This window comes from Psychrobacter sp. AOP7-B1-24 (assembly GCF_052376215.1).
Classification (GTDB): domain Bacteria; phylum Pseudomonadota; class Gammaproteobacteria; order Pseudomonadales; family Moraxellaceae; genus Psychrobacter.
In genome coordinates this window covers 1-23937 of sequence record NZ_JBQSVL010000007.1, presented here as the reverse complement: position 1 = coordinate 23937, position 23937 = coordinate 1, and the positions used below count along the sequence as shown (strand labels likewise).

Below are 23937 nucleotides of genomic sequence, written 5' to 3'. Positions count from 1 at the left end.
TTTTATTGTATAGATTTTAAGATAAGCTTAAAGTTCTTATCTTACAAACTCTGGATATGCATCCATACCACACTCTGCTATATCTGCACCTTCATACTCATCTTCTTCAGAGATACGGATGCCCATGACTGCTTTGATAATTGCCCAAGTGATTAAGCTAGCAACAAATACCCAAACAAAGATAGTAGCAGCACCAGCAATCTGACCTACGAACGAAGCCGCTGGATTGGTAATCGGTACGATAAGTAAACCGAATAGACCAACAACACCATGCACTGAAATAGCACCGACTGGGTCATCTATTTTTATTTTGTCTAAGGCTAAAATAGATAGTACCACGATAACACCAGCAATTATGCCAAAGAGTGTTGCTTGTAATGCAGATGGAGTAGATGGTTCTGCTGTAATAGCAACCAGTCCCGCAAGTGCACCATTTAAGAGCATTGTTAGATCAGCTTTGCCAAAGATAATGCGCGCTATGATTAAAGCACCAATTGCACCACCAGCCGCAGCTGCATTAGTATTCAAAAAGACCATAGCAACCGAGTTTGCGCTAGCGATATCGCCAAGTTTGAGTACTGAACCACCGTTAAATCCGAACCAGCCCATCCACAAGATGAGAGTACCAAGTGCTGCTAATGGTAGATTGGCACCTGGAATAGCACGTATTTCGCCGTTAGGACCGTATTTACCTTTACGTGCTCCTAATAGTAATACGCCTGCTAATGCCGCAGCAGCACCTGCCATGTGAACGATACCAGAACCTGCAAAATCAGAAAAGCCCATGTCGCCTAAGTTGAACATGCCAAACACATCATTGCCACCCCAAGTCCAGCTACCTTCTAATGGATAGATGACACCAGTCATAACCACAGCGAATAGCAAAAAGGCCCAAAGCTTCATACGTTCAGCCACAGCCCCTGAAACAATTGACATACAAGTTGCGACAAATACCACTTGGAAGAAAAAGTCAGATGCAGCAGAGTAGACAGAGTCACCATCAAAGCCGTTTTCAGCTGAAGTAGCTAAAGCACTGGCTACTAATGTATCGTCACCTGCGATACCACTTAAAAACAAGTCACCACCGTACATAATGGCATAGCCACATATCATGTACATAGTACAAGCGATAGAGAAAAGTGCGACGTTTTTGGTTAAGATTTCAACGGTGTTCTTTGAACGAACTAGACCAGCTTCTAGCATAGTGAAGCCCGCTGCCATCCACATGACTAGCGCCCCACATATCAAAAAATAAAACGTATCAAGTGCGTACTGGAGCTCGAAGATTTGATTTTGCATATTAATTCCCCCTTGAATTGATGCAATATAGCTATCGGTGTGATTCTATAATTCTATATTTATAGGTTAGTCATATGCTTTAAATAGCATCAGGACCTGTCTCGCCCGTACGGATACGAATGACTTGTTCAAGCGCGGTAACGAAGATTTTTCCGTCACCAATTTTGCCAGTGCTAGCAATGCGAGTGATCGCCTCGATAGCAGGTTCGACCATCTCATCGATAACAGCCACTTCGACTTTCACTTTAGGTAAAAAGTCCACCACGTATTCTGCGCCACGATAAAGTTCTGTATGACCTTTTTGGCGACCGAAACCTTTAACTTCAGTTACGGTGACACCTTTGACACCGATGTCAGAAAGCGCTTCACGTACATCATCGAGCTTAAACGGTTTTAAGATCGCAGTGATTAGCTTCATAAAATATTCCTTATTTGTGTGATGCTGCAGGTTGATAGAGGCATTGTGGTACATCGTCTCGCTGCCATGCTTACTAATAAGTTATTCAAGAACTGTGCCAATTTACTCAAGGGGGATAGGTAAGATTGGAAATTTGTGCTCAAAAACTTTTATTTTTATGGCAGGGAGTACAAGCTATGCTACCACGGTAAGCACCATCGTTATGAGCATAAATAGCGTGTATCAACCTTTGGCGTTGAATCAACGAAAACTTTATTATAACTAACTTTTTAGGTGCTTGGGGAGACGATCTATGTATTTCATGTGATGATTTGCTAAATTGATTCACTATATAAAAATGCATTGAAAGTTCGGCTTAGCAAAAGCTTTAGAGAGTACAAGTGATAGGTAACATTAATAGGTTGCAGCGCTTGATATATGTACTCATGCGCTGTACCTGAAAAGACGAAGATAGTTAGCAGTTCAGTGATAGGCTAATGTGTGCCTAGCCTTTAGGAAATAGGAGGTACGGTGTTTTGGTGCTGCCCAGTAGCTTTTTTGTGTCGCTACCTTGTAATAGCTCACGAATACGAGACTGGCCGAAAGCTCCGGTCATGAGTAAGCCGATATTATTTTCATTTTGATAATAGTTCAAAGCAGCAGTGACATCGCGGCAGTCAAGCAATGCTTTTTTTGCTTTAATGCCTGCTTGTTTGAGCCTTGCATAGGCTTCACGCAGGGCATCACAATTCTCAGAATTTTCTTTGCCTACCATAACAATGTGAACGGTGAGTGCACGAATAAGTGCTGTTTTGCATAGCCAATTGAGCAGCTTATGACAGGTTGGGCTGTTGTCAAAGGCAAACAAAGCATTAGTAGGGGGCAAAAATGGTGCATGAGTCACCAAAATGGGGCAGTGACTGACTCGAATCAGTTGGCTCAAAGTTGCTTTACAGGTGACATTGTGACCTATAACGATGAGTTGCGCCTTATCATCGACATAATCGATACTCTCGTTGAGGTTTTCATGCCGATGTAAGGTATAAGTTGTGAGCTTGTGGTGCTGCTGATCGCAGTAGGTAGTGGCTTGATGTAAGAGTAATTTACCTTGTGACTTTAGCTCATAGTTACCTAAGTTCTCTTTGGTTGTAAATTGCTCGAGCAGGGTGTTTTCATCATCGACATTTAAACAGCCAGAATAATTTACCGCCGCCTTTTGTTGCAAGCTCGGTACAGAGTGCAGTAGTCCAATAGGTGCTTGTAAGCGCGTAGATGCCCACATGCTAGCTTCTAGTACTGCTTGTACATGATCAGGGCAGTCCAAGCAGGCGATTACGCTATCTAGTTTCAAATTACTCATAAGAATACCAAATCATTCTAGTCATAAAAATACAGCTGTTTGGTGTCAGAATGGGGTGTCAATATTTACCCAACTCTATCAACCAATACAGCTGTTTCTTAAATTACTTAGTAATTAGTCAGCACTGACTTTATAAGGTAAGTGCAGCGTTGCTTAATCTAATAGGCCAATATCTCGTCGATCATGAACAGAGAAGCGATCAATCATCGTGCGGCTGGCTTTATTGAGTCCTACTACTTTGACATCAATCCCTTCACGCTGCAAGCGCATGACCAATTTGTCTAATGTATCAATCGCACTAACATCCCAAAAGTGGGCCTGACTAACATCAATCTGTACATTATCTAAGGCTTCTTTAGTATCAAAGCTATTCAAAAACTGTGTGGTAGATGCAAAGAATACTTGTCCCTGTACATAATAATAACGGATATTAGAGTTTTCGTCATATTCACTAAAAATGGTTAAGAATTGACCAATCTTGTTAGCAAAGGCCAGAGCAGATAATAGGACACCGACACCCACGCCATAAGCTAGGTTGTGTGTAAATACTGTGGTCAATACAGTCGCTAGCATAACAATGTTAAACGACATTGGGTGGGTTTTGAATTCACGAAGAGATTGCCAGTTAAAGGTACCAATAGATACCATAATCATGACGGCAACCAATGCTGCCATTGGAATTTGGCTGACCCACTCACTTAGGAATACCACCATAATTAATAAGACCACACCCGCAATCAAGGTGGACAAACGCGTACGTCCACCAGATTTGACGTTGATCATCGACTGCCCAATCATTGCGCAGCCTGCCATGCCGCCAAAGAAACCTGATACTACGTTGGCAATACCTTGACCACGGCACTCTTTATTTTTATCACTTGGCGTATCGGTTAGTTCATCGACGATTGTCGCAGTCATCATGGACTCTAATAAACCAACGACAGCCAATGCGATAGAGTAAGGCGCGATAATGAGCAAGGTATTTAGATTCAATGGAATATCAGGCAGTAAAAACATTGGCAATGAATCTGGTAAATCACCCATACTACCAACATTACGAATATCGAGGTTCATGTACATGGCAACAGCGGTCAAGCCAACGATACAGACAAGCGGAGAAGGAATCACGCGACCAATCTTTGGAATGAGCGGAAACAGATAAATAACTGCTAAGCCTGCGGCTGTCATGATATATACCGTCATACCAACACGCTCAGTCATCGGATTAAGCTCAGGCAGCTGTGCGGCAAATATCAATATTGCTAGTGCATTGACGAAGCCAATGACTACTGAACGTGAGACAAAACGCATTAAGTTGCCGAGTTTTAATATACCCATCACAACTTGAATCACACCACATAATAAAGTTGCGGCTAGTAAATATTGCAAACCATGATCGGCAACTAAATCAACCATCACCAGTGCCATCGCCCCAGTCGCTGCCGAAATCATACCTGGGCGACCACCGACGAAACTGATGACGACGGCGATACAAAATGAGGCATATAAGCCAACTTTTGGATCGACACCAGCAATAATAGAAAAGGCAATGGCTTCAGGGATGAGTGCTAGTGCGACCACCAAACCTGATAAGACGTCACCGCGAATATTGGAAAACCATTCATCACGTAAATTATCAATAAAAGATGTCATAAGTAAACTGCATAGGGTTAGGGGCAAAAGAAGTAATCATTAATAAAATGATCGCGTCGCTACAAAGGTAGCTATCCATCTTTCTTATGCCACGACATGCATGGAATCATGTGGGGGCATTGAATTATTAAAAATTGATAAGAACTATGTCTACTGATTTATTACTGGCGTCACAAATACGCTTGCCAATAATTAGGGTATATTAAACACTTGACCATAACTCAAGGCAGATTGTTTAGTGTAAGGTGATTGAAGATTATACCTACAATAACAACTGGTGAAATGAGCAATGACTTGTCACAGTAGAGGGTGATGAGCAATCTGTTAAATAAAAATTGCTATCTGATATAGCATTACCTCAGTACGAATAGTTGCTAAAAGAGATGTGACAATTGTATGTTGAATATGACAACATGCTAAACTAAAAGACCTGGCTCAATACCCAGTCACATACAGATTAGGGCGGTTATTATAGCATTAGCCACTCAATATAAAAACAGGCGAGTAATAGCATAAAGTTATCAAAAATCAGTACCGAAATCTGGAGGATGCCGTTATCATGTTTCTCATATCGATGGCATCTTTTGCTTTTTTATAAACTCGATTTATTTAATGCTATTTTGTCCGACCAATAAAAGGAATAAATATGACCGCTAATACTGCAACTGATGCTTTACTTCATAAGGGTAGTGGTCTACAAGTCGTGGTTGGCTTGGGTCAATCCGGGTTGTCCGTAGCACGTTATTTGGCCAATCAAGGTTATCAGGTAGCAGTCACTGATACTCAGACCGCTCCTAAATTAGCGGATCAATTACCAGCTGAGATTGATATTCGCCAATTTGGCGAGATTGATGCTGAGCTTTTACAGCAAGCGGCTCGTATCATTATCAGTCCCGGTATCTCTCTTGCTACGCCAGCTGTTGCTGCGGCACGTCAAGCCCATATTCCAGTGGTTAGTGATATCCAGCTATTTTGTGAAGCTTGCACAGTACCGATAGTGGCTATTACAGGCTCTAATGCCAAAAGTACCGTGACCACATTGGTTGGGCAGATGGCAGCGGATGCGGGCGTCAATGTTGGCGTCGGCGGTAATATTGGTATACCTGCACTTAAATTATTGGACAATCCTGATATGGAGTTGGCAGTACTTGAGTTGTCTAGCTTTCAGTTAGAGACGGTAACCAATCTAGGTGCACAGGTAGCGACAGTTCTGAATATGTCACCCGATCATCTAGATCGTCATGGTGATATGCTTGGTTATCACCAAGCCAAACATCGTATCTTCCAGGGTGCTAAATCTGTCGTCGTTAATCGTGAAGATGCATTAACGCGCCCATTGGTTGCCGATAATTTACCGAGAGTGAGCACCGGTATTCATGCTCCTGATAAGGGGCACTATGGACTCATTACTGACCCTGAAGGTCAAATTTATCTTGCTCAGGGTACAGAAAGGCTACTATCGGCAGATAAACTGTTGATTAAAGGACGTCATAATTTACTCAATGCACAGGCAGCATTAGCACTTGGTGAGCTTGTTGGCTTACCCATTGATGGTATGCTGAATACCTTGCAGCAGTTCACAGGCCTTGAACACCGTTGTCAATATGTGGCAACGGTTGCTGATATTGATTATTTTAATGATTCAAAAGGCACTAATATTGGCTCAACCATGGCCGCCATCGAAGGCTTAGGCGCTGTTTATGCTCCAAAAGACGGTAAGCTATTATTGATTTTAGGTGGACAAGGTAAAGGTCAACAATTTGGTGAGTTGACTCCCTTTATTAATAAATACGTTAGCCAAGTGCTCTTCATTGGTGAAGACTCGCAATTGATTGAGCAGCATCTTCGAGACACTGATATAAGTGCTGACGTGGCACTACATCAATGCCAAAACTTAGAAAATGCTTTTGCCGTGATTCAGCAAGTGACATCGAGTAGCTTATCGCAAGTGCAAGCCGTATTATTGTCACCCGCCTGTGCGAGCTTTGATCAATATAGTGGCTTTGTGGCTCGTGGTGAGCATTTTAGTCAATTGGTTAGCCAACTGGCAGATGTGCGAACAGGTTAGTATGATTGTCCACTAGGTATTTTGATGAATAATTAAATGACGTGATGATCTGCTATTTAACGGTTCTTTATCTTAAGCAGGCATTTTCTGTATAAACGATTGTTTTGATTATAGATTACTGCTACTGTCAATCATAACCAGTTAATCATGTAATATGCCAAATTATTTACTTTGGTTTGATCTATCTTATATTTTTTTAAACGGTGGCGTTTTATAGACGCCGTGTTTTTCGTTCGTTAGTGTATATAAAATTATGGCGATCTCTTCTTTTTTTCGTTTCTCTTCTCAATCAAAACAAGCTACTGGCTCTGATGGTATTCTTTCTATGCCATCCGCACGCGCTGTTTTAATATCAAGCGTCGGCTGTATGCTGGTACTCAGTTTATTGATGGTGGCTTCTGCTTCTATTCCTTTTGCGCTTAGTCGTGGTATGACCGAGCTGCATTTCTTTAAAAATCAGCTGTTGTACATGACAATCGGGCTAATTATCGCAGCTATTCCTTACTATACGGTGTCTTTACGAACGCTATATAAGACCGAAACGCAGTTTATTTTATTAGGTATTACAGGCGTGTTGCTAGTTGCAACCTTGTTTAGTACGCCGATTAATGGCTCTAAGCGTTGGTTAGATTTGGGCGTGTTTAACTTTCAGGTGGCAGAGTTGGCCAAGTTGGTCATGATTGTTTTTGTCTCTGATTTTGTGGTGCGTCGCTCGTTTGAGGTTCGTAATGGCTTGGATGGCTTTTTACGGATTATGCTGGTGGTCGCACTCATTACTATGTTGCTATTGTCACAGCCGGATTTTGGTTCTTTTGTCGTGATTTTGGGTACTATTTTTGCGATTTTTTATATTGCTGGTGCGCCTTATAAGCACTTTTTAGCACTGGCTGCGGCTGCTGTTGGTGGTGCAGTTTTAATGGTAACAACAGCGCAATACCGATTGGTACGTGTGATGTCATTTATAGATCCATTTGATGATGTACAAGACACAGACTATCAGCTAGCACGTAGTTTGATCGCCTTTGGTCGTGGCCAGTTTACGGGTGTGGGTTATGGGGAGAGTGTACAAAAATTATCGCATTTGCCAGAAGCGCATACGGATTTTTTATTGGCTATTACCGGTGAAGAGTTAGGTTTTGTGGGGGTCACTATGATACTCATTCTTGAAGCACTGATTATCGGTAGTGCGATGCGTATTAGCTATAATGCTTTAAAACGTCGGCAGATGCGTATGAGCTATACAGCTTTTGGTATTGGTGTGGTATTTATTGCACAGACTATCATTAATGCGGCGATGAATATGGGTGCGATTCCGACCAAAGGTTTGACCATGCCATTCTTTAGTTATGGTGGTTCCTCTATGTTGATTAGTTTAGTCATGGTTGCGCTGTTGCTAAAAATATATAAAGAAAGTCCTGAGATAGAAAAAAATCAATGTCGTTATTATTAGCACGCATTGAGCACTCAACGAAAAACGTTTGGTGTCATGCGATTCTCTTAAAGAGCGCCGCTAGCTAGTGGCGCTTTTTGTTGTCTGTTTTTAAGTATCTTTTCTTATAAGTTAGGCAAGTTTAACTGGTGTTTGTGTTGTAACGGTGTATTGTCCCATTGAGTAATTGCTTGCTTGAGCATGTTTTCAGGTGTATCTCTATCGACAGTTGGCTGTTGCAATAGTTTTAATGCATGAGCGATTAATTGACTTGGATTGCGTGTATCAATTGGCTGTGCGAGATTTTGTTTGGAGAGTTTTTGCCCATCAGGATTACATATTAATGGTAGATGATACCAATGATCGACAGCGGGTAAACCAGCTGCTTGCATGATACTGATTTGTGCGGTGGTCATGGGTAAGATATCCAATCCTCGCATGATATGTGTAATCTGTTGCAGCCCGTCATCAAGACTGGCTGCCAAAATGTAATTGATCATATTGTCTTGGCGACGTACCACCATATCACCTAGTGTTTGCTGAGGATTGTCCCACTGTATTCCTTGAATACCATCATTAAAGCCAATCCTATAATTCGGTAGCTGTATGCGCAGCTTATGTTGTTGTCTATCAAGATCTGCTGTGACACAGCAACGTGGGTAGCGATGTCTATTTGGTGGTAATCGGTTGTGGGTACAATGTGGGCGTTGTTGCTCTTGTGACCAATATTGCTCTAAGTCTTTACGTGAGCATTGGCAGCCATAAGTGAGCGGCCGTAGGGCTGAATTGATATAGTCATTATAGATGTCGATACGCTCAGACTGATAAATGATATCGCCATCCCATTGTAGTCCAAGCGCTTCCAAATCGATCAAAATTTGCTCAGCAAACTGCCTGTCACAGCGTTCAGTATCAGTATCTTCGATACGCAACAACCACTGCCCACCGAGTGATTTTATATGGCAAAAGCTAGCAATAGCAGTGGTTAAAGAGCCAAGATGTAGTTCGCCAGTAGGTGAGGGTGCAAATCGGCCAATAGGCTGAGTGGATACGGTTGCAATGGACATAGGTGTCTAGATACTTTTCAAAATAAGGGGTTATCGATAGTAGTGTTATACCACTAGGATAATAAAGATGAGTCAAAAAAGATATTTATTAAATGCATCAATTTTATTGGGGCTTACATTTGTAATGATTACTATAAGCCATAGGCCAAAAAAGCGATAGCCTAAAACGCAACGAGCGACCAATATATGGTCGCTCATCTTTATGTTTAGATTTTTTATTGCTGTCAATGTTTACTACTGATAATTGATAGTCATGCACAATACCTTATTTAAGCGCCTTGGTTTTGACGTTCTTTAATTTCAGATAATGTCTTACAGTCAATACATTGAGTGGCTGTTGGGCGTGCTTCCAAGCGACGAAGACCAATCTCTACACCACAAGTCTCACAAAAGCCATAGTCATCATTTTCTATTTCTGCTATCGATTTATCGATTTTGCGAATGAGCTTACGTTCACGGTCACGTGTACGCAATGCTAAGGCAAACTCTTCTTCTTGGGTAGCACGATCATTGATGTCTGGCATGGCGCTTGACTCATCTTGAATATAAGTCTTGGTACGGTCTGCTTCACCAATCAATTGATTTTTCCAGTCCAACAGAATAGCCCTGAAATGCTCTAATTGAGCATCAGACATATACTCTTCGTCTTTGGCTGGCACATAAGGAGTAAACTTCACTTCACTCGGGTTCGTGGTCACGGTGCTCATATGGGTATCCTACTTTTTCAAATTAATTCAATAAAACGATGTATCAACAGATAGTACGTTATTAATTTTACGAACGTTGTAATGTGGTCCATTTATAAAACGTTTCACCACTTGGTAACTCAAGTAACACAGCTGATCTAATAGTATGAATATATCGATAGTCAGACATATACGTGTACCTGTTTTATTTAAGTATAGTCAGTGCCAGATAAAAAATATACTTTGTCAGGCTTGTTTAGCCTACTTGCCGAGCGTTCACTCGCCTTCCTTCTATCTAAGTTACATGGAGCTGACTAGATATCGCAATGCCTAAAATATGTCACCAACTGCTGACGGAAAAAACGACCCCCTTTACTCAACTTAGCCATCCTAGCTATTATGATTTTGCCTAATATCAAATATTAGGTGGTCTTCGCTTTATTTTATAAGTTGTATCATTGTTTTTAATAATAATGAAGTCATTTTTCATCTTAATAGCAACTTTACTTGGCTGATTATTATATATTTGATCAAGAAATATCAACCAAAATATTGATATAAAACAGATTTAATTGGTATTTAGAGCAATAAATCTGGGGGTCAAGTATCTAGTCTTTCAATCCAGCTTGCAACCTTTCCATTGTTGCCTAATTGCAACCAACGATAACCAGGTAGAGCGTCACTATCGTAGGCAAAGCTATCTTCATTAGGCATAAACTGATAGCAAGTAGATGGTGTGCTATAGACGGTAACGCCTTGACGATAGCGAACTTGCTCTTGATGAATATGTCCGCTGATGATTACTTTTAGATGCTCAAATGCTGCCATATATTGCCAAAACCTCTCGCTGTTTTCTACCATATGGTTATCAATCCATGCAGAGTTTACTGGTACGACATGATGGTGGAGGGCGATCAATGCGGGTTTATCACAGGCACTGAGTCTCTTGCACAACCAGTCAATATCATCAGGGGTTATTTCTCCTGCCACTTCACCCGTAATAGAGGAGTCTAATAACAATAACTGCCAATGATCGGTTTCGATAACATGTTGACTTAATAAACGAGGATCGGTAGAGCGTCCGACCAGTGTGCGCTGAAGGAAGGGCAAATGACTGCCGACCTCGTCAGTCACATCATGATTGCCAGCAATACAAGCAAAAGGAATATCGGTTGCTTGCAACACTTTGAAGATATGATCATAAATGACGGGCTTAACTTCATTAACTAAGTCACCAGTTACCAAGATTAAATCACAGCGCATATCTGCGCTTAATGCTTGTTGAAGTACTTTCTCAAAACTATGTTGATAAATAGTAGATTCGTCAAGATTACTACTATCATTGTCAGTCATAAAGTCAACAGGCGTCGATAAGTGCAAATCAGTGACCTGTAAGACATTGACCTGCTTATCTGGCGTGCTGATTTTATTGACAGGATAGCTTGGCATTGGGCCAGTTCCTTATTGAATCAGAACAATTCACACTGCCAAAATCACTGTAAATAAATGAGTCGCTGTTATTTGTTTTCACTACTTATTTTTCCCATTCGACATGGTAGTTAATGGCAGTTACCACACTATATTTGCAACCATCATTATAGGCAGCTTTCTATTCATTATGATACTGATAATATTAGGGAAAGTTTATAACATAAAGTGAATCAAAGCTCTAGCAATATTAATAAAATAAAGTCGAATAATATAATAAAAAATGGTTTTATGATACTTACTCAGTAACTAGAGCGTATTCTCCATTTTAAAAGTAGGGGTAAAAATGAGATAAACCAGCGTCACATAAGAAAATAGAACGGATAAATCGATATTATCAGGATATTGCCCTGCTATTTAACGATGTTTGGCTTGTTTAAACGACTATCAATTAAACTGAGGACACCCTTTAAGGGCGTGCTACCCGAAATTTTGAGGCTATTAACTTTGACAGAATCAGAGCCAAAAAAAACAAAATAGCTAATATTAATACGATAGAGAGTCCAGTCTGAATATCTAGCCAAATACTACCCCAAACGCCCAACGTGACGCCAAGCTGCGCGATAAGTAACGATATGACGACCATTTGTTTTGGTGAGGTCACCCATAAGCGCGCAGTTAGTGCTGGCAATACCAACAAACCACTGATCAGTAAACTACCAACTGCTTGTAGCGCAACAGCACAGAATCCTGCCAATATTCCCATAAAAAACAGCCGCTGGCGTGTAGGGTTGATACCTTGGATACGTGCTAATGCTTCATGAGTCGCCAGCTTAATTTGTGCAGGCCAGATATAACGTAGTAAACCTAGACCCACTAGTACGCTACCTGCTAGCAAAGGTAAGTCGGCCCAATCGAGTTCTAATAGGTTACCAAACAAGAACCCCAACACGTTAGATTGTTGATCTGTTAGCTGTGTCAAGGTTAACAAACCCAAGCACAGCAAGGATACTGCTACGACCGCCAGTACGGCATCTGCAGGTAGACGCTCATCATCAATCAATACCAGTCCTAACACCACCATAAAACTGACTAGCAGCACACCAATGCCCATCGGTAATTGCCACCAGGCGGCTAAAGCCACACCAAGTAAAGTACCATGTGCTAGAGCATCGGAAAAAAAGGCCATACGGCGCCACAATACCAAACACCCTAAAGGTGCTGATAATAATGCTAAAATACTGCCAGCGATCCAAGCAGGAGCGATAATGGCTAACCAAGTGGTCATAATAAATATCCGTAAAATTTTTAAAAACACTCAAAACAGTATCAGTAAATGTCAAAAACACGTTACTAAACACAGCGATAATATATTTAATTTTGACAATTAGGGCTCAAGCTCATTTGGTGCGTGATGCTGGCAAGCATGTGGCTGATGCACATAAGGTTGCTCATAATAGTGACCAAATAGTTTCTTGAATTCAGTACTAATAGCCAGATCGCTTGGTTGACCTTCACAGCAAATATGTTTGTTGAGGCAAATAACGCGTCGACTACCTTTCATTACCCAGTGTAAATCATGGGATATCACTAGCATGGCACAATGCAAGAAATCTGGGAGCTTATCAATGAATTGGTACAGCCAAACCTCAGTATCAGGGTCAAGCCCTTGCATAGGCTCATCCAAAATCAATAAATTGGGCTTATCCAATAAGGCTCGGGCTAATAAAACCCGCTGCGTTTCGCCACCTGATAGGTGAAGCAGTTGCCGTGATAATAAATGCGACAATGCTAAATTATCAAATATAAACTGGCGTTGCTCTGCGGTTAACCGGTTTTTATTTGCTTGACCTAGCAAGTCACTGACGCGTAATGGCAGGATTGGTGGGACGGTAAATCGTTGCGGCACATAGCCAAGTTGCAGTGGTTGATGCGCAGTGATGTTGCCCTGAGTGGGTTCAATTAAACCCAAAATTAGTTTGACTAGCGTTGATTTACCAGCACCATTAGGCCCAACGAGGCTCACCGTCTCATTGATATTAATATCAATATTGATATTTGAGAGGATATGTTGCGGTCCGACACGGTAGTTGATATTGCTTAAACTTAGCAGTTGGTTAGTATCGTTCGTGGTAGGGTGATCAGCATTAGGAGAGAGTGGCTGATTAGATATTAAGGTAGAAGAGTGGCTCATAATATGACAACGAATGAATAAGTAAAAGATAAAAATAATCAGAATACTGGCATAACAAACCAATAAAAAAATATGAAATCCAGATATGAAGCTTTAAGGGTTAATATTAGGATTTGAGAGCTAAGGCATTACTGGCAAGCTTTGCACCGACCGCTAAGTTCAATGACACTATGTTCTACGACAAACCCAACATCTTGCTCAGCAAAACTCATCATCTCTTGTACTGGTAGGCTACTACACTCTTGCACACGCTGACACTGATCACAGATTAGAAAAGCGGCTGTATGTTGTGCTCTTGGATGACAGCAAGGAATATAAGCGTTGATAGATGTTAATTGATGAATCAAACCTTCGCTTAATAAAAACTCTAAACTGCGATAAACTGTTGGTGGCGCGACGTTTTTTGTGGTTTTTTTTGTTTGTGATGGTGTTTGCGAGTGAGCCTCTTTTGTATCATCAACACTATCAGTATCTGATAATCGCATGTTCTGTAATTGAGCGATCAAGTCATAGGCACCGATGGGTTTATTGGCTTCTAATACCAATTGATATACTTGCTGACGTAAAGAAGTAAAGCGTGCACCACTTAACTGACATTGTTCCTTTGCTGCGGTTAAACGCTCGACAACGTCATGCTGTGTTAAATCTTGCGCATCATGTAAATGTTCACAATCTGATGAATGGGTAGACATAGTGCGAACTCCTAAAAATAAAATGGCTGTTTTATTATATTTTTTATTGTTATAGTATAACATAATAAAACGCAAGGCAGATAAGCGACCTTAGTGTATCTGTCATACCTTTAGTTTGCATCAAATATAATATTTACAAACCATTACTCATATATCAAAGACATCTATTATGAAATCAGCTTTCAATCAGTTATTACGTCCAGTTATCAAGATAAAACGTCTACTAATTTCTGGAGCAGTACTAGGATTTTTAACGCTAAATGCCCAAGCAGCAACGGTTAGTGTGAGCAACTATCCGATGTTCTTACTCAGTGAAGCGGTGACTGAAGGAACACCATCAGCCAATAGAATTCTACAAGCAGGCGATGTAGGGCATCACGGGAGCGTCAGCCCAAGCGATATCAAGGCCATTAAAGACAGTAAGTTTGTCGTTTGGTTTGGACCATCATTAGAAAACAGTCTAACGGGTAGCTTACAAACCGCCCCCAACGCGATTGCTATGTTTGATTTTAATGCTTTTAATCGTTATCCGCTGCGTGATGTGAAGGGCGTACCGATTGAGGGTACACTTGATCCGCATATTTGGTTAGATCCTGAAAACGCCAAAGCCATCACTCGTGCACTAGCAGTGATACATAGCCGCGCTAATCCAGAGTATGCAGATACCTATCAATCTAATGTTAAAAAGTTTGCTGAACGCATGGATAAAGCTGTTGCTGATATACAACAGGACGCTCAGAAAAACCGTCCTTACTGGGTTTATCATGATGCCTATCAATATATCGAAAAAGCTGCTCATATAAAGTTAGCAGGTAGTTTGAGCCCAGATCATCACCTTTCTCCAAAAGCCAGTCAGTTACGCTGGTTGAATGAAAATCGTCCTGTTGATCAGATGTGTATGGTCAATCAGGGCACTGTTCCGAAAGGTCTACTTGCCAAGCTACAGCCTGTGAAAACAACCATACAAATCGAAGATATGAGCTCTAGCAAAGACTTCGTAGAAGGGTGGATGAGTATGGCGCAACAAATTAATAATTGTATTGATGGTAACTAAGAATAGGCATAAGTGTTCACCAAATAAATATTACCATGACTCAAATATAGTGCTTTGAACTTCAGAATAATCTATCTTGAGTCATGTGTCTGCTAAATAGTTGACAAGTTTCAGATTTTACTTGCTTAACACGCACATGCTCCTTATAATAAGTGGCGTTTGATTTTGGTTATAAAGGTAATACCTGTAGGGTAAACGATTCACGGATAAAAGTATCAGAAGCATGCTAAATTATCCTAATGTTGTAAGGCTATAGGAATACTGATGACCAAGCCTGCTAAACGCACGCAAAAAGATAAGATTGGCATCTATATCAAACGCCAAGCATGGATATTATTTATTCTCATAGTTATTGCTTGGATCATAGATGCTGTTTGGTTGCATAGTGAGCTTGCCGTAACAAAAAGTGCTGCTCTCGGCGCGTTACTTAGCTTTTCTAGCCAATCTATATTTGCTGGGTTTATTTTTTGGTATACTGGATATCGCGCGCGCCAACATATTGTTAGCCAGCTATATCGAGGACAGATGGCCAAGTGGCTATTAGCCATGTTGGGTTTCGCACTAATTTTTATTACCGTACAACCCCTATCTGCGCCTGCGCTGTTTATCGGTTTTATGGTAATGCAAATTAGTCACAGTTGGATGTTGTGGTATATACGTTAGTGTTAACTATGTAACTATAGATATAGTCATATGATTAATATTTTTATGAAAACCACCCTGCCGTCCAACTTCTCTATGACTAGTTCTAAAATGTCAAAACATAAAAGTCTGTCTTAAGACAGTGCTAGCGATCGTAAAAATTTTGTATAATTATTCGAAATGAACGTAGTGTGTCAAAATATAGTGATAGGGTAGAGCAAATTAAGCTACTGTTATTATTTATCAGAAATTTTTTGCAGATAGATTATAGACACAAAGCTATGTTAGAAAATATTAGCAATAGCTAACTTATTCATACAGCGAATAAAAATTTAATAATTGACTTTACACGAATACAACGCTGCATTAAGATAGACAGCTAAATATTTTGCTTATGAACGCTATACAAGGCGTTAGTCGTCAAAATACGACAGTAAGTGAACACATATATAATAATTTTGCGTACATATGCAAGGGCTATTACTGAATTATCATAAGCCCTTTTTTGATAGCTAAAATTCATTTGCGGCTATCAAATCCGTACATTAGTAATAGAACTATGGGTTGGATGTTATTGGTTACATGAGCGCTTTAGTGTCAGTTATTTGCTGGCTTATCAGCATGTTAGATAGCACGCTAAAACCTCATCAGATGACAACCATATTTTTGGTAGTTGATTAAATCGTTGATTAATAAGAAGCTTACATTATGGCAGCCGAGCAAACATCATCAGAATATATCTCTCACCACTTAACGAATTGGACGTATGGCTATTTGCCGGGCGAAGGTTGGAAAGTTGCCCATACTGCTGAAGAAGCAGGGGCAATGGGTTTTAATGCTATCCATCTTGATTCTATGCTTTGGTCAGTTGGTCTGGGTATTTTATTTTGTGCCATCTTTTGGATGGTTGCCAAAAAAGTCACTTCAGGCGTGCCAAGCAAAACTCAGGCAGCGATTGAATTGATCGTTGAGTTTGTTGATAACAACGTTCGTGATTCGTACAGTGGTACTTCAAAACTGATTGCGCCACTAGCGTTGACCATTTTTGTGTGGATCTTCTTAATGAACTTGATGGATTTAATACCCGTTGACTTCATTCCAGGTCTTGCAGGACAAGTTGGTGCTGCAATGGGTCATGATCCTCATCACGTGTTCTTCAAGATTGTTCCAACAACCGATCCTAATATCACGCTTGGCATGTCATTTTCTGTCTTTGCATTGATCATATTTTATAGTATTAAAGAAAAAGGTCTTGGCGGATTTATAGGTGAGTTAACACTACACCCATTTGGTGCCAAAAACCCAATTATCCAAGCTATTTTAATCCCCATCAACTTCATTTTAGAAGCTGTTACTTTGATTGCTAAGCCAGTATCACTTGGTTTGCGTCTATTCGGTAATATGTATGCTGGGGAATTGATTTTTATACTGATTGCTCTAATGCCGTTTTGGATTCAATGGGCGTTATCGGTACCGTGGGCTATCTTCCACATCTTAGTTATTACACTTCAAGCGTTCGTATTTATGATGCTGACGATAGTTTACATGTCGCTTGCATCATCAACTGAACATTAATTAGACATTATTCAATAGGTAAATGAGGATACATCAATGGATCCAGTATTAGGTGGTTACACAGTTATCGCAGTAGCGCTACTTATCGGTCTTGGCGCACTTGGCACAGGTATTGGTTTTGCTATTCTAGGTGGCAAGTTCTTAGAAGGTGTTGCGCGTCAGCCAGAACTTGGCTCACAATTGCAAACTCGTATGTTCATCGTAGCAGGTCTTCTTGATGCTATTCCGATGATCGGTGTTGGTATTGCTATGCTATTGTTATTCGCTAACCCTCTAGCAGGTTAATCCGAAAGCTCAGTTGTAAATGTTTGGTATTCGGAAGTTTTCTATCAAATATAGTCAAGATTTGACTACCAAACATGATCAATGAAACTGATTTTTCATTAACAAAGAGGTGATCACGTGAATATCAATTTTACACTCGTCGGTCAAGCCATTGCTTTTGCAATATTTGTGGTTTTTTGCATGAAATTCGTGTGGCCACCACTTATCGGCGCCATTAATGAGCGTCAGCGTAAAATTGCTGAAGGCTTGAGTGCCGCAGAAAAAGCAAAAGCAGATTTAGCGACCGCGGAGCAAGATGTCCAGCAGGAGCTTGATCTTGCAAAGACTAAAGCTGCTGCTCTAATTGAGCAAGCAAACAAGAGTGCCAATCAGCTTGTCGAAGATGCAAAAATGCAAGCCCAAACGGAAGCCGAGCGCATTCGTCAACAGGCGCAAGCGTCTATCGACCAAGAAATCAATCAAGCACGTGAGTCATTACGTGCTCAAGTTGCTGAACTGGCTGTGCTTGGTGCAGAAAAGATTTTGCAAGACAAAGTCGATGTGCAAAAACATGCCAGTATGCTAGATCAACTGGCGGCGAAGCTGTAACTGTGAGGATATAATGGCTGACTTATCAACCTTAGCACGACCCTACGCTAGAGCCGCGTTTGACTATGCCAATGAAAACGGTGCTGTAGATGAGTGGGAAAATTTCTTGTTTATCGCCAGTACAGTTGTCAATGACAAAGATTTTCGTACTTGGCTAGAAAATCCAGCTGTTACGGCTGAGCATAAGTCAGCTACTTTGGTTGATCTTTATGACTCACAAGTGGCTGGTGATAATAGTTCTGCTTTTAAACAGCTATTAGGTGAGAGCAAAGGCTCTCGTTATGGCAATAATATTAGCTATCCTAAAGTATCACCAGCGCTCAATAATTTTATTAAGCAGCTGGCAGGTCAAGAGCGTCTAGCGCTGCTTCCTGAAGTTTATGAGCATTATCGTCATCACAAGGCCATAAGCTTAAAGCAGCTTGACGCATATGTGACTACTGCCTACCCATTGACTGACGTTCAGCGTGAAACGATTAAGATGCGCCTTGCCGAATCACTAAATGGTAGTGTCGTGATTCATGAGTCGGTCGATCCAAGTCTATTGGCAGGCGCTACGATAAAAGTCGGTGACAAAGTCATTGATGATTCGATGCGCGGCAAGTTACAACAGTTAAAAACACAGCTAACTGCCTAGTGCCATTTATCATGCAGCTCTATAATGAGAGCTGCATGATAGTAAGAGCATTTAAGTCAGTGGGCGGGTTATCATAAATTAAAGGAAACAAGGCAATGCAACAATTGAATCCAGCGGAAATCAGTAACCTGATTAAGCAGCGTATTCAAGACCTTGATGCGGGTGCAACTGCAAAGAATGAAGGCACGATTGTCAAAGTATCTGACGGTATCGTGCAGATTCATGGTCTTGAAGATGCCATGTACGGCGAAATGATTGAGTTTGAAGGCGAAATCTATGGAATGGCGCTTAACTTAGAGCGTGATTCTGTCGGCGCGGTAGTACTTGGTGATTACCTAAAGCTGCAAGAAGGTCAAAAAGCCTATTGTACTGGTCGTATCCTTGAAGTACCAGTAGGTCCTGAGCTGCTAGGTCGTGTTGTTGACGCCTTGGGTAATCCTATTGATGGCAAAGGTCCTATCGATGCCAAAATGACTGATAAAGTCGAAAAAATCGCTCCAGGCGTTATCGATCGTCAGTCAGTAGATCAGCCAGTAATGACTGGTTATAAAGCCGTTGATACCATGATTCCAATCGGTCGTGGCCAGCGTGAGCTTATCATTGGTGACCGTCAGACTGGTAAAACAGCGATGGCTATCGATGCGATCATTGCACAGAAAGCTTCTGGCATTAAATGTGTATACGTCGCTATCGGACAGAAACGTTCGACTATCGCTAACGTAGTACGTAAGCTTGAACAAACTGGCGCACTAGAATATACCACTGTTGTGGTTGCTTCAGCATCAGAGCCTGCAGCTCTACAGTATATTGCACCATATTCAGGCTGTACGATGGGTGAATACTTCCGTGACCGTGGCGAAGATGCACTGATTGTATTTGATGACTTATCAAAGCAAGCAGTAGCTTATCGTCAGATTTCACTATTGCTACGTCGTCCGCCAGGTCGTGAAGCATATCCTGGTGACGTATTCTATTTACATTCACGTTTACTTGAGCGTGCATCACGTGTAAATGCTGACTATGTAGAAAAGTTCACTAACGGTGAAGTGAAAGGTAAAACCGGTTCTTTAACGGCGCTACCAATCATTGAGACACAAGCTGGTGACGTATCTGCATTCGTACCAACTAACGTGATTTCAATTACTGATGGTCAGATCTTCTTAGAGTCTAGCCTATTCAATTCAGGTATCCGTCCGGCAGTAAATGCTGGTATCTCGGTATCTCGTGTTGGTGGTTCAGCACAGACTAAGATTATCAAAAAGCTATCTGGTGGTATTCGTACTGCTCTAGCTCAATATCGTGAACTAGCAGCATTTGCTCAGTTTGCATCAGATCTTGATGACGCAACTCGCGAACAGCTTGATCATGGTGAGCGTGTGACTGAACTGATGAAGCAAAAGCAGTATCAGCCAATGTCTATCTCTGAGCAAGCAGCTGTTATTTATGCTTCAAATGAAGGATTCTTATCGGATGTGCCTGTTGAAAAGATTGGTTCTTTCGAAGAAGCTTACTTACGCTATATGCATGATGAGCAGAGTGAATTGATGCGTGAGATTGATGACACTGCGAACTACAACGATGATATCGCAGGTCGTTTAAAGTCAGCTCTAGAGACCTTTAAACAAAATCACAGTTATTAATTTCACGGGTTAAGCCGGATTTGGTTACGGCTATCTGTGATAGTCAATAAAAAGTGGCACATTGTCTTATTAGATACTTGCGCCACTGTTTTAACCACTAGCAGCATTAGATCGCGTAATGCACAAGATATAGAATGTTATTCTGCCAGATTAATTTCATATATCAAATGATTGTCGCTTGCGCCAATGCTTTTTAACCCTCTCATATTGGAATCATTATGGCAAGCTTAAAAGAGATACGTGCCAAAGTCACCAGTATTAAAAGCACCCAAAAAATTACTCGCGCAATGCAAATGGTTGCAGCAAGTAAAATGCGCCGTGCACAAGAACGCATGGAAGTGGGTCGCCCGTATGCTGATAGTATGCGTCGGGTTATTTCACATTTGGTACATGCTTCATCTGACTACAAACACCCGTATATGGTATCGCGTCCTGTCAATAAGGTTGGCTATATTGTCATTACCTCTGACCGTGGTCTAGCGGGCGGTTTGAACGTCAATTTATTTAAAGCTTTATCTAAGAGTATCCAGCAATATCAAGATCAGTCTGTACAGACTGAGTTTGCAGCCATTGGTGCTAAAGGTGTGAGCTTTTTCAAAAATTTTGGTGGTAATGTTACCTCGGCAGTGACCGATTATGGTGATAAGCCAACGTTTGAGCAAATAAACGCACCTGTTCAAGCCATGCTTGAGGATTATAGTAACGGTAATATAGATCGCATCTATGTGGTCTATAACAAATTCGTTAATGCCATGACTCAAAAGCCGACTGTCAATCAATTGGTTCCTTTACCAGAGCAGTCATTTGATGAAGACGAAAGTGGCTTACAAACAGAGCTCAGCTGGGATTATATCTATGAGCCTGATATCAAGACATTGATTGATGAATTACTTGGCCGTTATATTGAGTCGATTGTCTATCAAGCGGTAATGGAAAACATCGCTTCTGAGCAGTCGTCACGTATGGTTGCTATGAAAGCGGCTACAGATAATGCTGGTGACCTTATTAACGATTTACAGTTGGTTTATAACAAGCTGCGTCAAGCGGCGATTACCCGAGAAATCTCGGAAATCGTTGGCGGTGCTGCTGCTGTTTCATAATTGACTACACCTATATATAGAAGTTCAAGGAGAACGCAATGAGTAGCGGTCGTATTGTACAGATTATTGGCGCGGTTCTTGACGTTGAGTTCAACCGTAATGAAGTTCCTCAGATTTTTGATGCCTTGCAAGTAGATGGTACCGAAACTACCCTAGAAGTACAGCAACAGCTAGGTGATGGTATCGTACGTACTATTGCTATGGGATCAACTGAAGGCCTAAAGCGTAACCTACCTGTTACCAATACTGGTGCAGCTATTTCTGTACCAGTAGGTACAGGAACACTGGGTCGCATTATGGATGTTCTTGGTCGTCCTATTGATGAAGAAGGTCCTGTTGCAGCAGACGAGAAATGGTCTATCCATCGCGATGCGCCAAGTTATGCTGATCAGTCAAACAGCACTGAACTACTAGAAACTGGTATTAAAGTAATTGATTTACTTTGCCCGTTTGCTAAAGGTGGTAAAGTTGGTCTGTTCGGTGGTGCTGGTGTTGGTAAAACCGTTAACATGATGGAGCTGATCAACAACATCGCTCTAAAGCATGAAGGTTTGTCAGTATTTGCTGGTGTTGGTGAGCGTACTCGTGAAGGTAACGATTTCTATCATGAAATGCAAGAAGCTGGTGTTGTAAACACTGAAGACTTTAGCAAATCTAAAGTTGCAATGGTGTATGGTCAGATGAATGAGCCACCGGGTAACCGTCTACGTGTTGCACTGTCTGGTTTGACTATGGCTGAATACTTCCGAGATACTAAAGATCCTGCTACTGGCAAAGGTCGTGACGTATTGCTGTTTGTTGATAACATCTACCGTTATACGCTAGCCGGTACTGAAGTATCAGCACTGCTTGGTCGTATGCCATCAGCAGTTGGTTATCAGCCGACACTTGCTGAAGAGATGGGCTTACTACAAGAACGTATTACTTCAACTCAGTCAGGTTCTATTACTTCAGTTCAAGCGGTTTATGTACCTGCGGATGATTTGACCGATCCATCACCAGCGACAACGTTTGCTCACTTGGATGCAACGGTTGTACTAAGCCGTGATATCGCATCACAAGGTATCTATCCTGCAGTTGATCCACTAGATTCAACGTCACGTCAGCTAGATCCACAAGTAATTGGTGATGATCATTATAATGTGGCTCGTGGTGTTCAGGAAGTTCTACAGCGTTATAAAGAGCTTAAAGACATCATCGCTATCTTGGGTATGGATGAGCTATCAGAAGAAGATAAGCTGGTTGTTTACCGTGCCCGTAAGATTCAGCGCTTCTTGTCACAGCCATTCCATGTAGCAGAAGTATTCACTGGTGCACCTGGTAAATATGTTGCTCTACGCGATACCATTGCTAGCTTCAAGGCGATCATTGCAGGTGAATACGATGACCTACCAGAACAAGCCTTCTATATGGCTGGTGGCATTGATGAAGTTGTTGCTAAAGCAGAGAAGATGAAATCTACTGCAGCGTAAAATTGTGTTAGCATTTTCTAAAAGGTAAATAGGTTATCATAAACTTATTTGCCATTAAGTTACGCATCGCAGTTTTGATTGTATTTTGATGGTAAGGAGTTAAGTATGGCAACGTTACAATGTCGCGTCGTAAGTGCTCGTGAAGAGTTGTATTCAGGCGAAATTAGCATGTTAATAGCTACGGGTACCGAAGGCGAGATTGGTGTATTGCCAGGTCACACACCGCTTATTACTTTGCTAAAACCGGGTGCGATGCGTGTGCAAACACCAAATGGTGAAGAAGAAGTGATTTATGTATCAGGTGGTGTCTTAGAAGTACAACCTAAGATGGTTACTGTATTAGCTGATACAGCTATGCGTGCACATAATCTTGATGAAAGTAAAATCGTTGAAGCACGCAAAAAAGCTGAGCAAATGCTGGTTAATCAGTCTGATACGGTACAGACAAATGCTGCTTTGGCTTCATTGGCAGAGTCTGTTGCACAGCTACAGACTATTCGTAAGTACAAAAATCGCGCTTAATTTAATATTATTTATAATTAAGAAACAGTCCATCATGGGCTGTTTTTTTATGCTTGATATTTATCATTTGATGGTGCTTGAAATAATTAGTTTGTTCAATATGGTTTTGATACAAGTGTGTATAACCATGTATTGTTCAGTGAACGACT

Annotated in this window: 22 protein-coding genes; 12 read left to right on the top strand and 10 right to left on the bottom strand. The window is 41.2% G+C overall.

Annotation, left to right across the window (positions count from 1 at the left end):
• Nucleotides 1-36 precede the first annotated feature (36 nt).
• The 4 genes from ACT3QP_RS02680 to ACT3QP_RS02665 all read right to left on the bottom strand — a co-directional run bounded on the left by ACT3QP_RS02680 (nucleotide 37) and on the right by ACT3QP_RS02665 (nucleotide 4709).
• Complete coding sequence (locus ACT3QP_RS02680; RefSeq protein WP_444524375.1) at nucleotides 37-1299, bottom strand: ammonium transporter; 1263 nt, start codon at nucleotides 1297-1299, stop codon at nucleotides 37-39.
• A gap of 79 nt (nucleotides 1300-1378) precedes the next feature.
• On the bottom strand, nucleotides 1379-1717 hold the full coding sequence (locus tag ACT3QP_RS02675; RefSeq protein ID WP_010197981.1) for a P-II family nitrogen regulator: 339 nt from the start codon (nucleotides 1715-1717) through the stop codon (nucleotides 1379-1381).
• Nucleotides 1718-2201: 484 nt separating this feature from the next.
• Nucleotides 2202-3056 carry a universal stress protein gene (locus ACT3QP_RS02670; protein WP_444524374.1) on the bottom strand — a complete coding sequence of 285 codons (855 nt, stop codon included), beginning with the start codon at nucleotides 3054-3056 and terminating at the stop codon, nucleotides 2202-2204.
• A 153-nt stretch (nucleotides 3057-3209) separates the two neighbouring features.
• Nucleotides 3210-4709 (bottom strand): SulP family inorganic anion transporter, encoded by a 1500-nt coding sequence (locus ACT3QP_RS02665; protein ID WP_444524373.1) that lies wholly within the window; start codon nucleotides 4707-4709, stop codon nucleotides 3210-3212.
• 646 nt (nucleotides 4710-5355) lie between these two features.
• Here ACT3QP_RS02665 and murD point away from each other — a divergent pair.
• Both murD and ftsW read left to right on the top strand, forming a co-directional pair.
• Nucleotides 5356-6777, top strand: a complete 1422-nt coding sequence (gene murD / locus ACT3QP_RS02660) for a UDP-N-acetylmuramoyl-L-alanine--D-glutamate ligase (RefSeq protein ID WP_444524372.1) — start codon at nucleotides 5356-5358, stop codon at nucleotides 6775-6777.
• A 253-nt stretch (nucleotides 6778-7030) separates the two neighbouring features.
• On the top strand, nucleotides 7031-8227 hold the full coding sequence (ftsW, locus tag ACT3QP_RS02655; protein WP_444524371.1) for a putative lipid II flippase FtsW: 1197 nt from the start codon (nucleotides 7031-7033) through the stop codon (nucleotides 8225-8227).
• 104 nt (nucleotides 8228-8331) lie between these two features.
• Here ftsW and gluQRS read toward each other — a convergent pair whose 3' ends face one another.
• From gluQRS to ACT3QP_RS02625, 6 genes are all read right to left on the bottom strand, one after another.
• Nucleotides 8332-9273, bottom strand: a complete 942-nt coding sequence (gluQRS, locus tag ACT3QP_RS02650) for a tRNA glutamyl-Q(34) synthetase GluQRS (protein ID WP_444524370.1) — start codon at nucleotides 9271-9273, stop codon at nucleotides 8332-8334.
• Nucleotides 9274-9542: 269 nt separating this feature from the next.
• Nucleotides 9543-9980, bottom strand: coding sequence for an RNA polymerase-binding protein DksA (gene dksA / locus ACT3QP_RS02645; protein WP_444524369.1), 438 nt, complete (start codon nucleotides 9978-9980; stop codon nucleotides 9543-9545).
• 579 nt (nucleotides 9981-10559) lie between these two features.
• Complete coding sequence (locus ACT3QP_RS02640; protein ID WP_444524368.1) at nucleotides 10560-11408, bottom strand: metallophosphoesterase; 849 nt, start codon at nucleotides 11406-11408, stop codon at nucleotides 10560-10562.
• A 448-nt stretch (nucleotides 11409-11856) separates the two neighbouring features.
• Nucleotides 11857-12675: a metal ABC transporter permease gene (locus tag ACT3QP_RS02635; RefSeq protein ID WP_444524367.1), complete on the bottom strand. Its 819-nt coding sequence runs from the start codon at nucleotides 12673-12675 to the stop codon at nucleotides 11857-11859.
• A gap of 99 nt (nucleotides 12676-12774) precedes the next feature.
• Nucleotides 12775-13581: a metal ABC transporter ATP-binding protein gene (locus ACT3QP_RS02630; RefSeq protein ID WP_444524366.1), complete on the bottom strand. Its 807-nt coding sequence runs from the start codon at nucleotides 13579-13581 to the stop codon at nucleotides 12775-12777.
• A 128-nt stretch (nucleotides 13582-13709) separates the two neighbouring features.
• Nucleotides 13710-14273 carry a transcriptional repressor gene (locus tag ACT3QP_RS02625; protein WP_444524365.1) on the bottom strand — a complete coding sequence of 188 codons (564 nt, stop codon included), beginning with the start codon at nucleotides 14271-14273 and terminating at the stop codon, nucleotides 13710-13712.
• A 169-nt stretch (nucleotides 14274-14442) separates the two neighbouring features.
• On the opposite strand from ACT3QP_RS02625, the gene ACT3QP_RS02620 reads away from it, so the two are divergent.
• The 10 genes from ACT3QP_RS02620 to ACT3QP_RS02575 all read left to right on the top strand — a co-directional run bounded on the left by ACT3QP_RS02620 (nucleotide 14443) and on the right by ACT3QP_RS02575 (nucleotide 23788).
• The gene (locus tag ACT3QP_RS02620; protein WP_444524364.1) at nucleotides 14443-15327 is read left to right on the top strand and encodes a metal ABC transporter solute-binding protein, Zn/Mn family; all 885 of its coding nucleotides are present in this window, start codon (nucleotides 14443-14445) and stop codon (nucleotides 15325-15327) included.
• Nucleotides 15328-15591: 264 nt separating this feature from the next.
• A complete protein-coding gene (locus ACT3QP_RS02615) occupies nucleotides 15592-15990 on the top strand; it encodes an ATP synthase subunit I (RefSeq protein WP_444524363.1) in 399 nt (132 codons plus the stop codon).
• Nucleotides 15991-16677: 687 nt separating this feature from the next.
• Complete coding sequence (gene atpB, locus ACT3QP_RS02610; RefSeq protein ID WP_192518630.1) at nucleotides 16678-17544, top strand: F0F1 ATP synthase subunit A; 867 nt, start codon at nucleotides 16678-16680, stop codon at nucleotides 17542-17544.
• 36 nt (nucleotides 17545-17580) lie between these two features.
• The gene (atpE, locus tag ACT3QP_RS02605; RefSeq protein ID WP_010197960.1) at nucleotides 17581-17829 is read left to right on the top strand and encodes a F0F1 ATP synthase subunit C; all 249 of its coding nucleotides are present in this window, start codon (nucleotides 17581-17583) and stop codon (nucleotides 17827-17829) included.
• Between the two features lie 117 nt (nucleotides 17830-17946).
• Entirely contained in the window at nucleotides 17947-18417 is a 471-nt protein-coding gene (locus ACT3QP_RS02600; RefSeq protein ID WP_192518629.1) for a F0F1 ATP synthase subunit B, read from the top strand.
• A gap of 13 nt (nucleotides 18418-18430) precedes the next feature.
• Nucleotides 18431-19054 carry a F0F1 ATP synthase subunit delta gene (locus tag ACT3QP_RS02595; protein ID WP_444524362.1) on the top strand — a complete coding sequence of 208 codons (624 nt, stop codon included), beginning with the start codon at nucleotides 18431-18433 and terminating at the stop codon, nucleotides 19052-19054.
• Nucleotides 19055-19149: 95 nt separating this feature from the next.
• A complete protein-coding gene (gene atpA, locus ACT3QP_RS02590; protein ID WP_192518627.1) occupies nucleotides 19150-20694 on the top strand; it encodes a F0F1 ATP synthase subunit alpha in 1545 nt (514 codons plus the stop codon).
• A gap of 218 nt (nucleotides 20695-20912) precedes the next feature.
• The gene (gene atpG, locus ACT3QP_RS02585) at nucleotides 20913-21794 is read left to right on the top strand and encodes a F0F1 ATP synthase subunit gamma (RefSeq protein ID WP_192518626.1); all 882 of its coding nucleotides are present in this window, start codon (nucleotides 20913-20915) and stop codon (nucleotides 21792-21794) included.
• Between the two features lie 38 nt (nucleotides 21795-21832).
• Nucleotides 21833-23266: a F0F1 ATP synthase subunit beta gene (gene atpD, locus ACT3QP_RS02580; protein WP_444524361.1), complete on the top strand. Its 1434-nt coding sequence runs from the start codon at nucleotides 21833-21835 to the stop codon at nucleotides 23264-23266.
• Between the two features lie 105 nt (nucleotides 23267-23371).
• Nucleotides 23372-23788, top strand: a complete 417-nt coding sequence (locus ACT3QP_RS02575) for a F0F1 ATP synthase subunit epsilon (RefSeq protein WP_021812807.1) — start codon at nucleotides 23372-23374, stop codon at nucleotides 23786-23788.
• The last annotated feature ends 149 nt before the right edge of the window (nucleotides 23789-23937 follow it).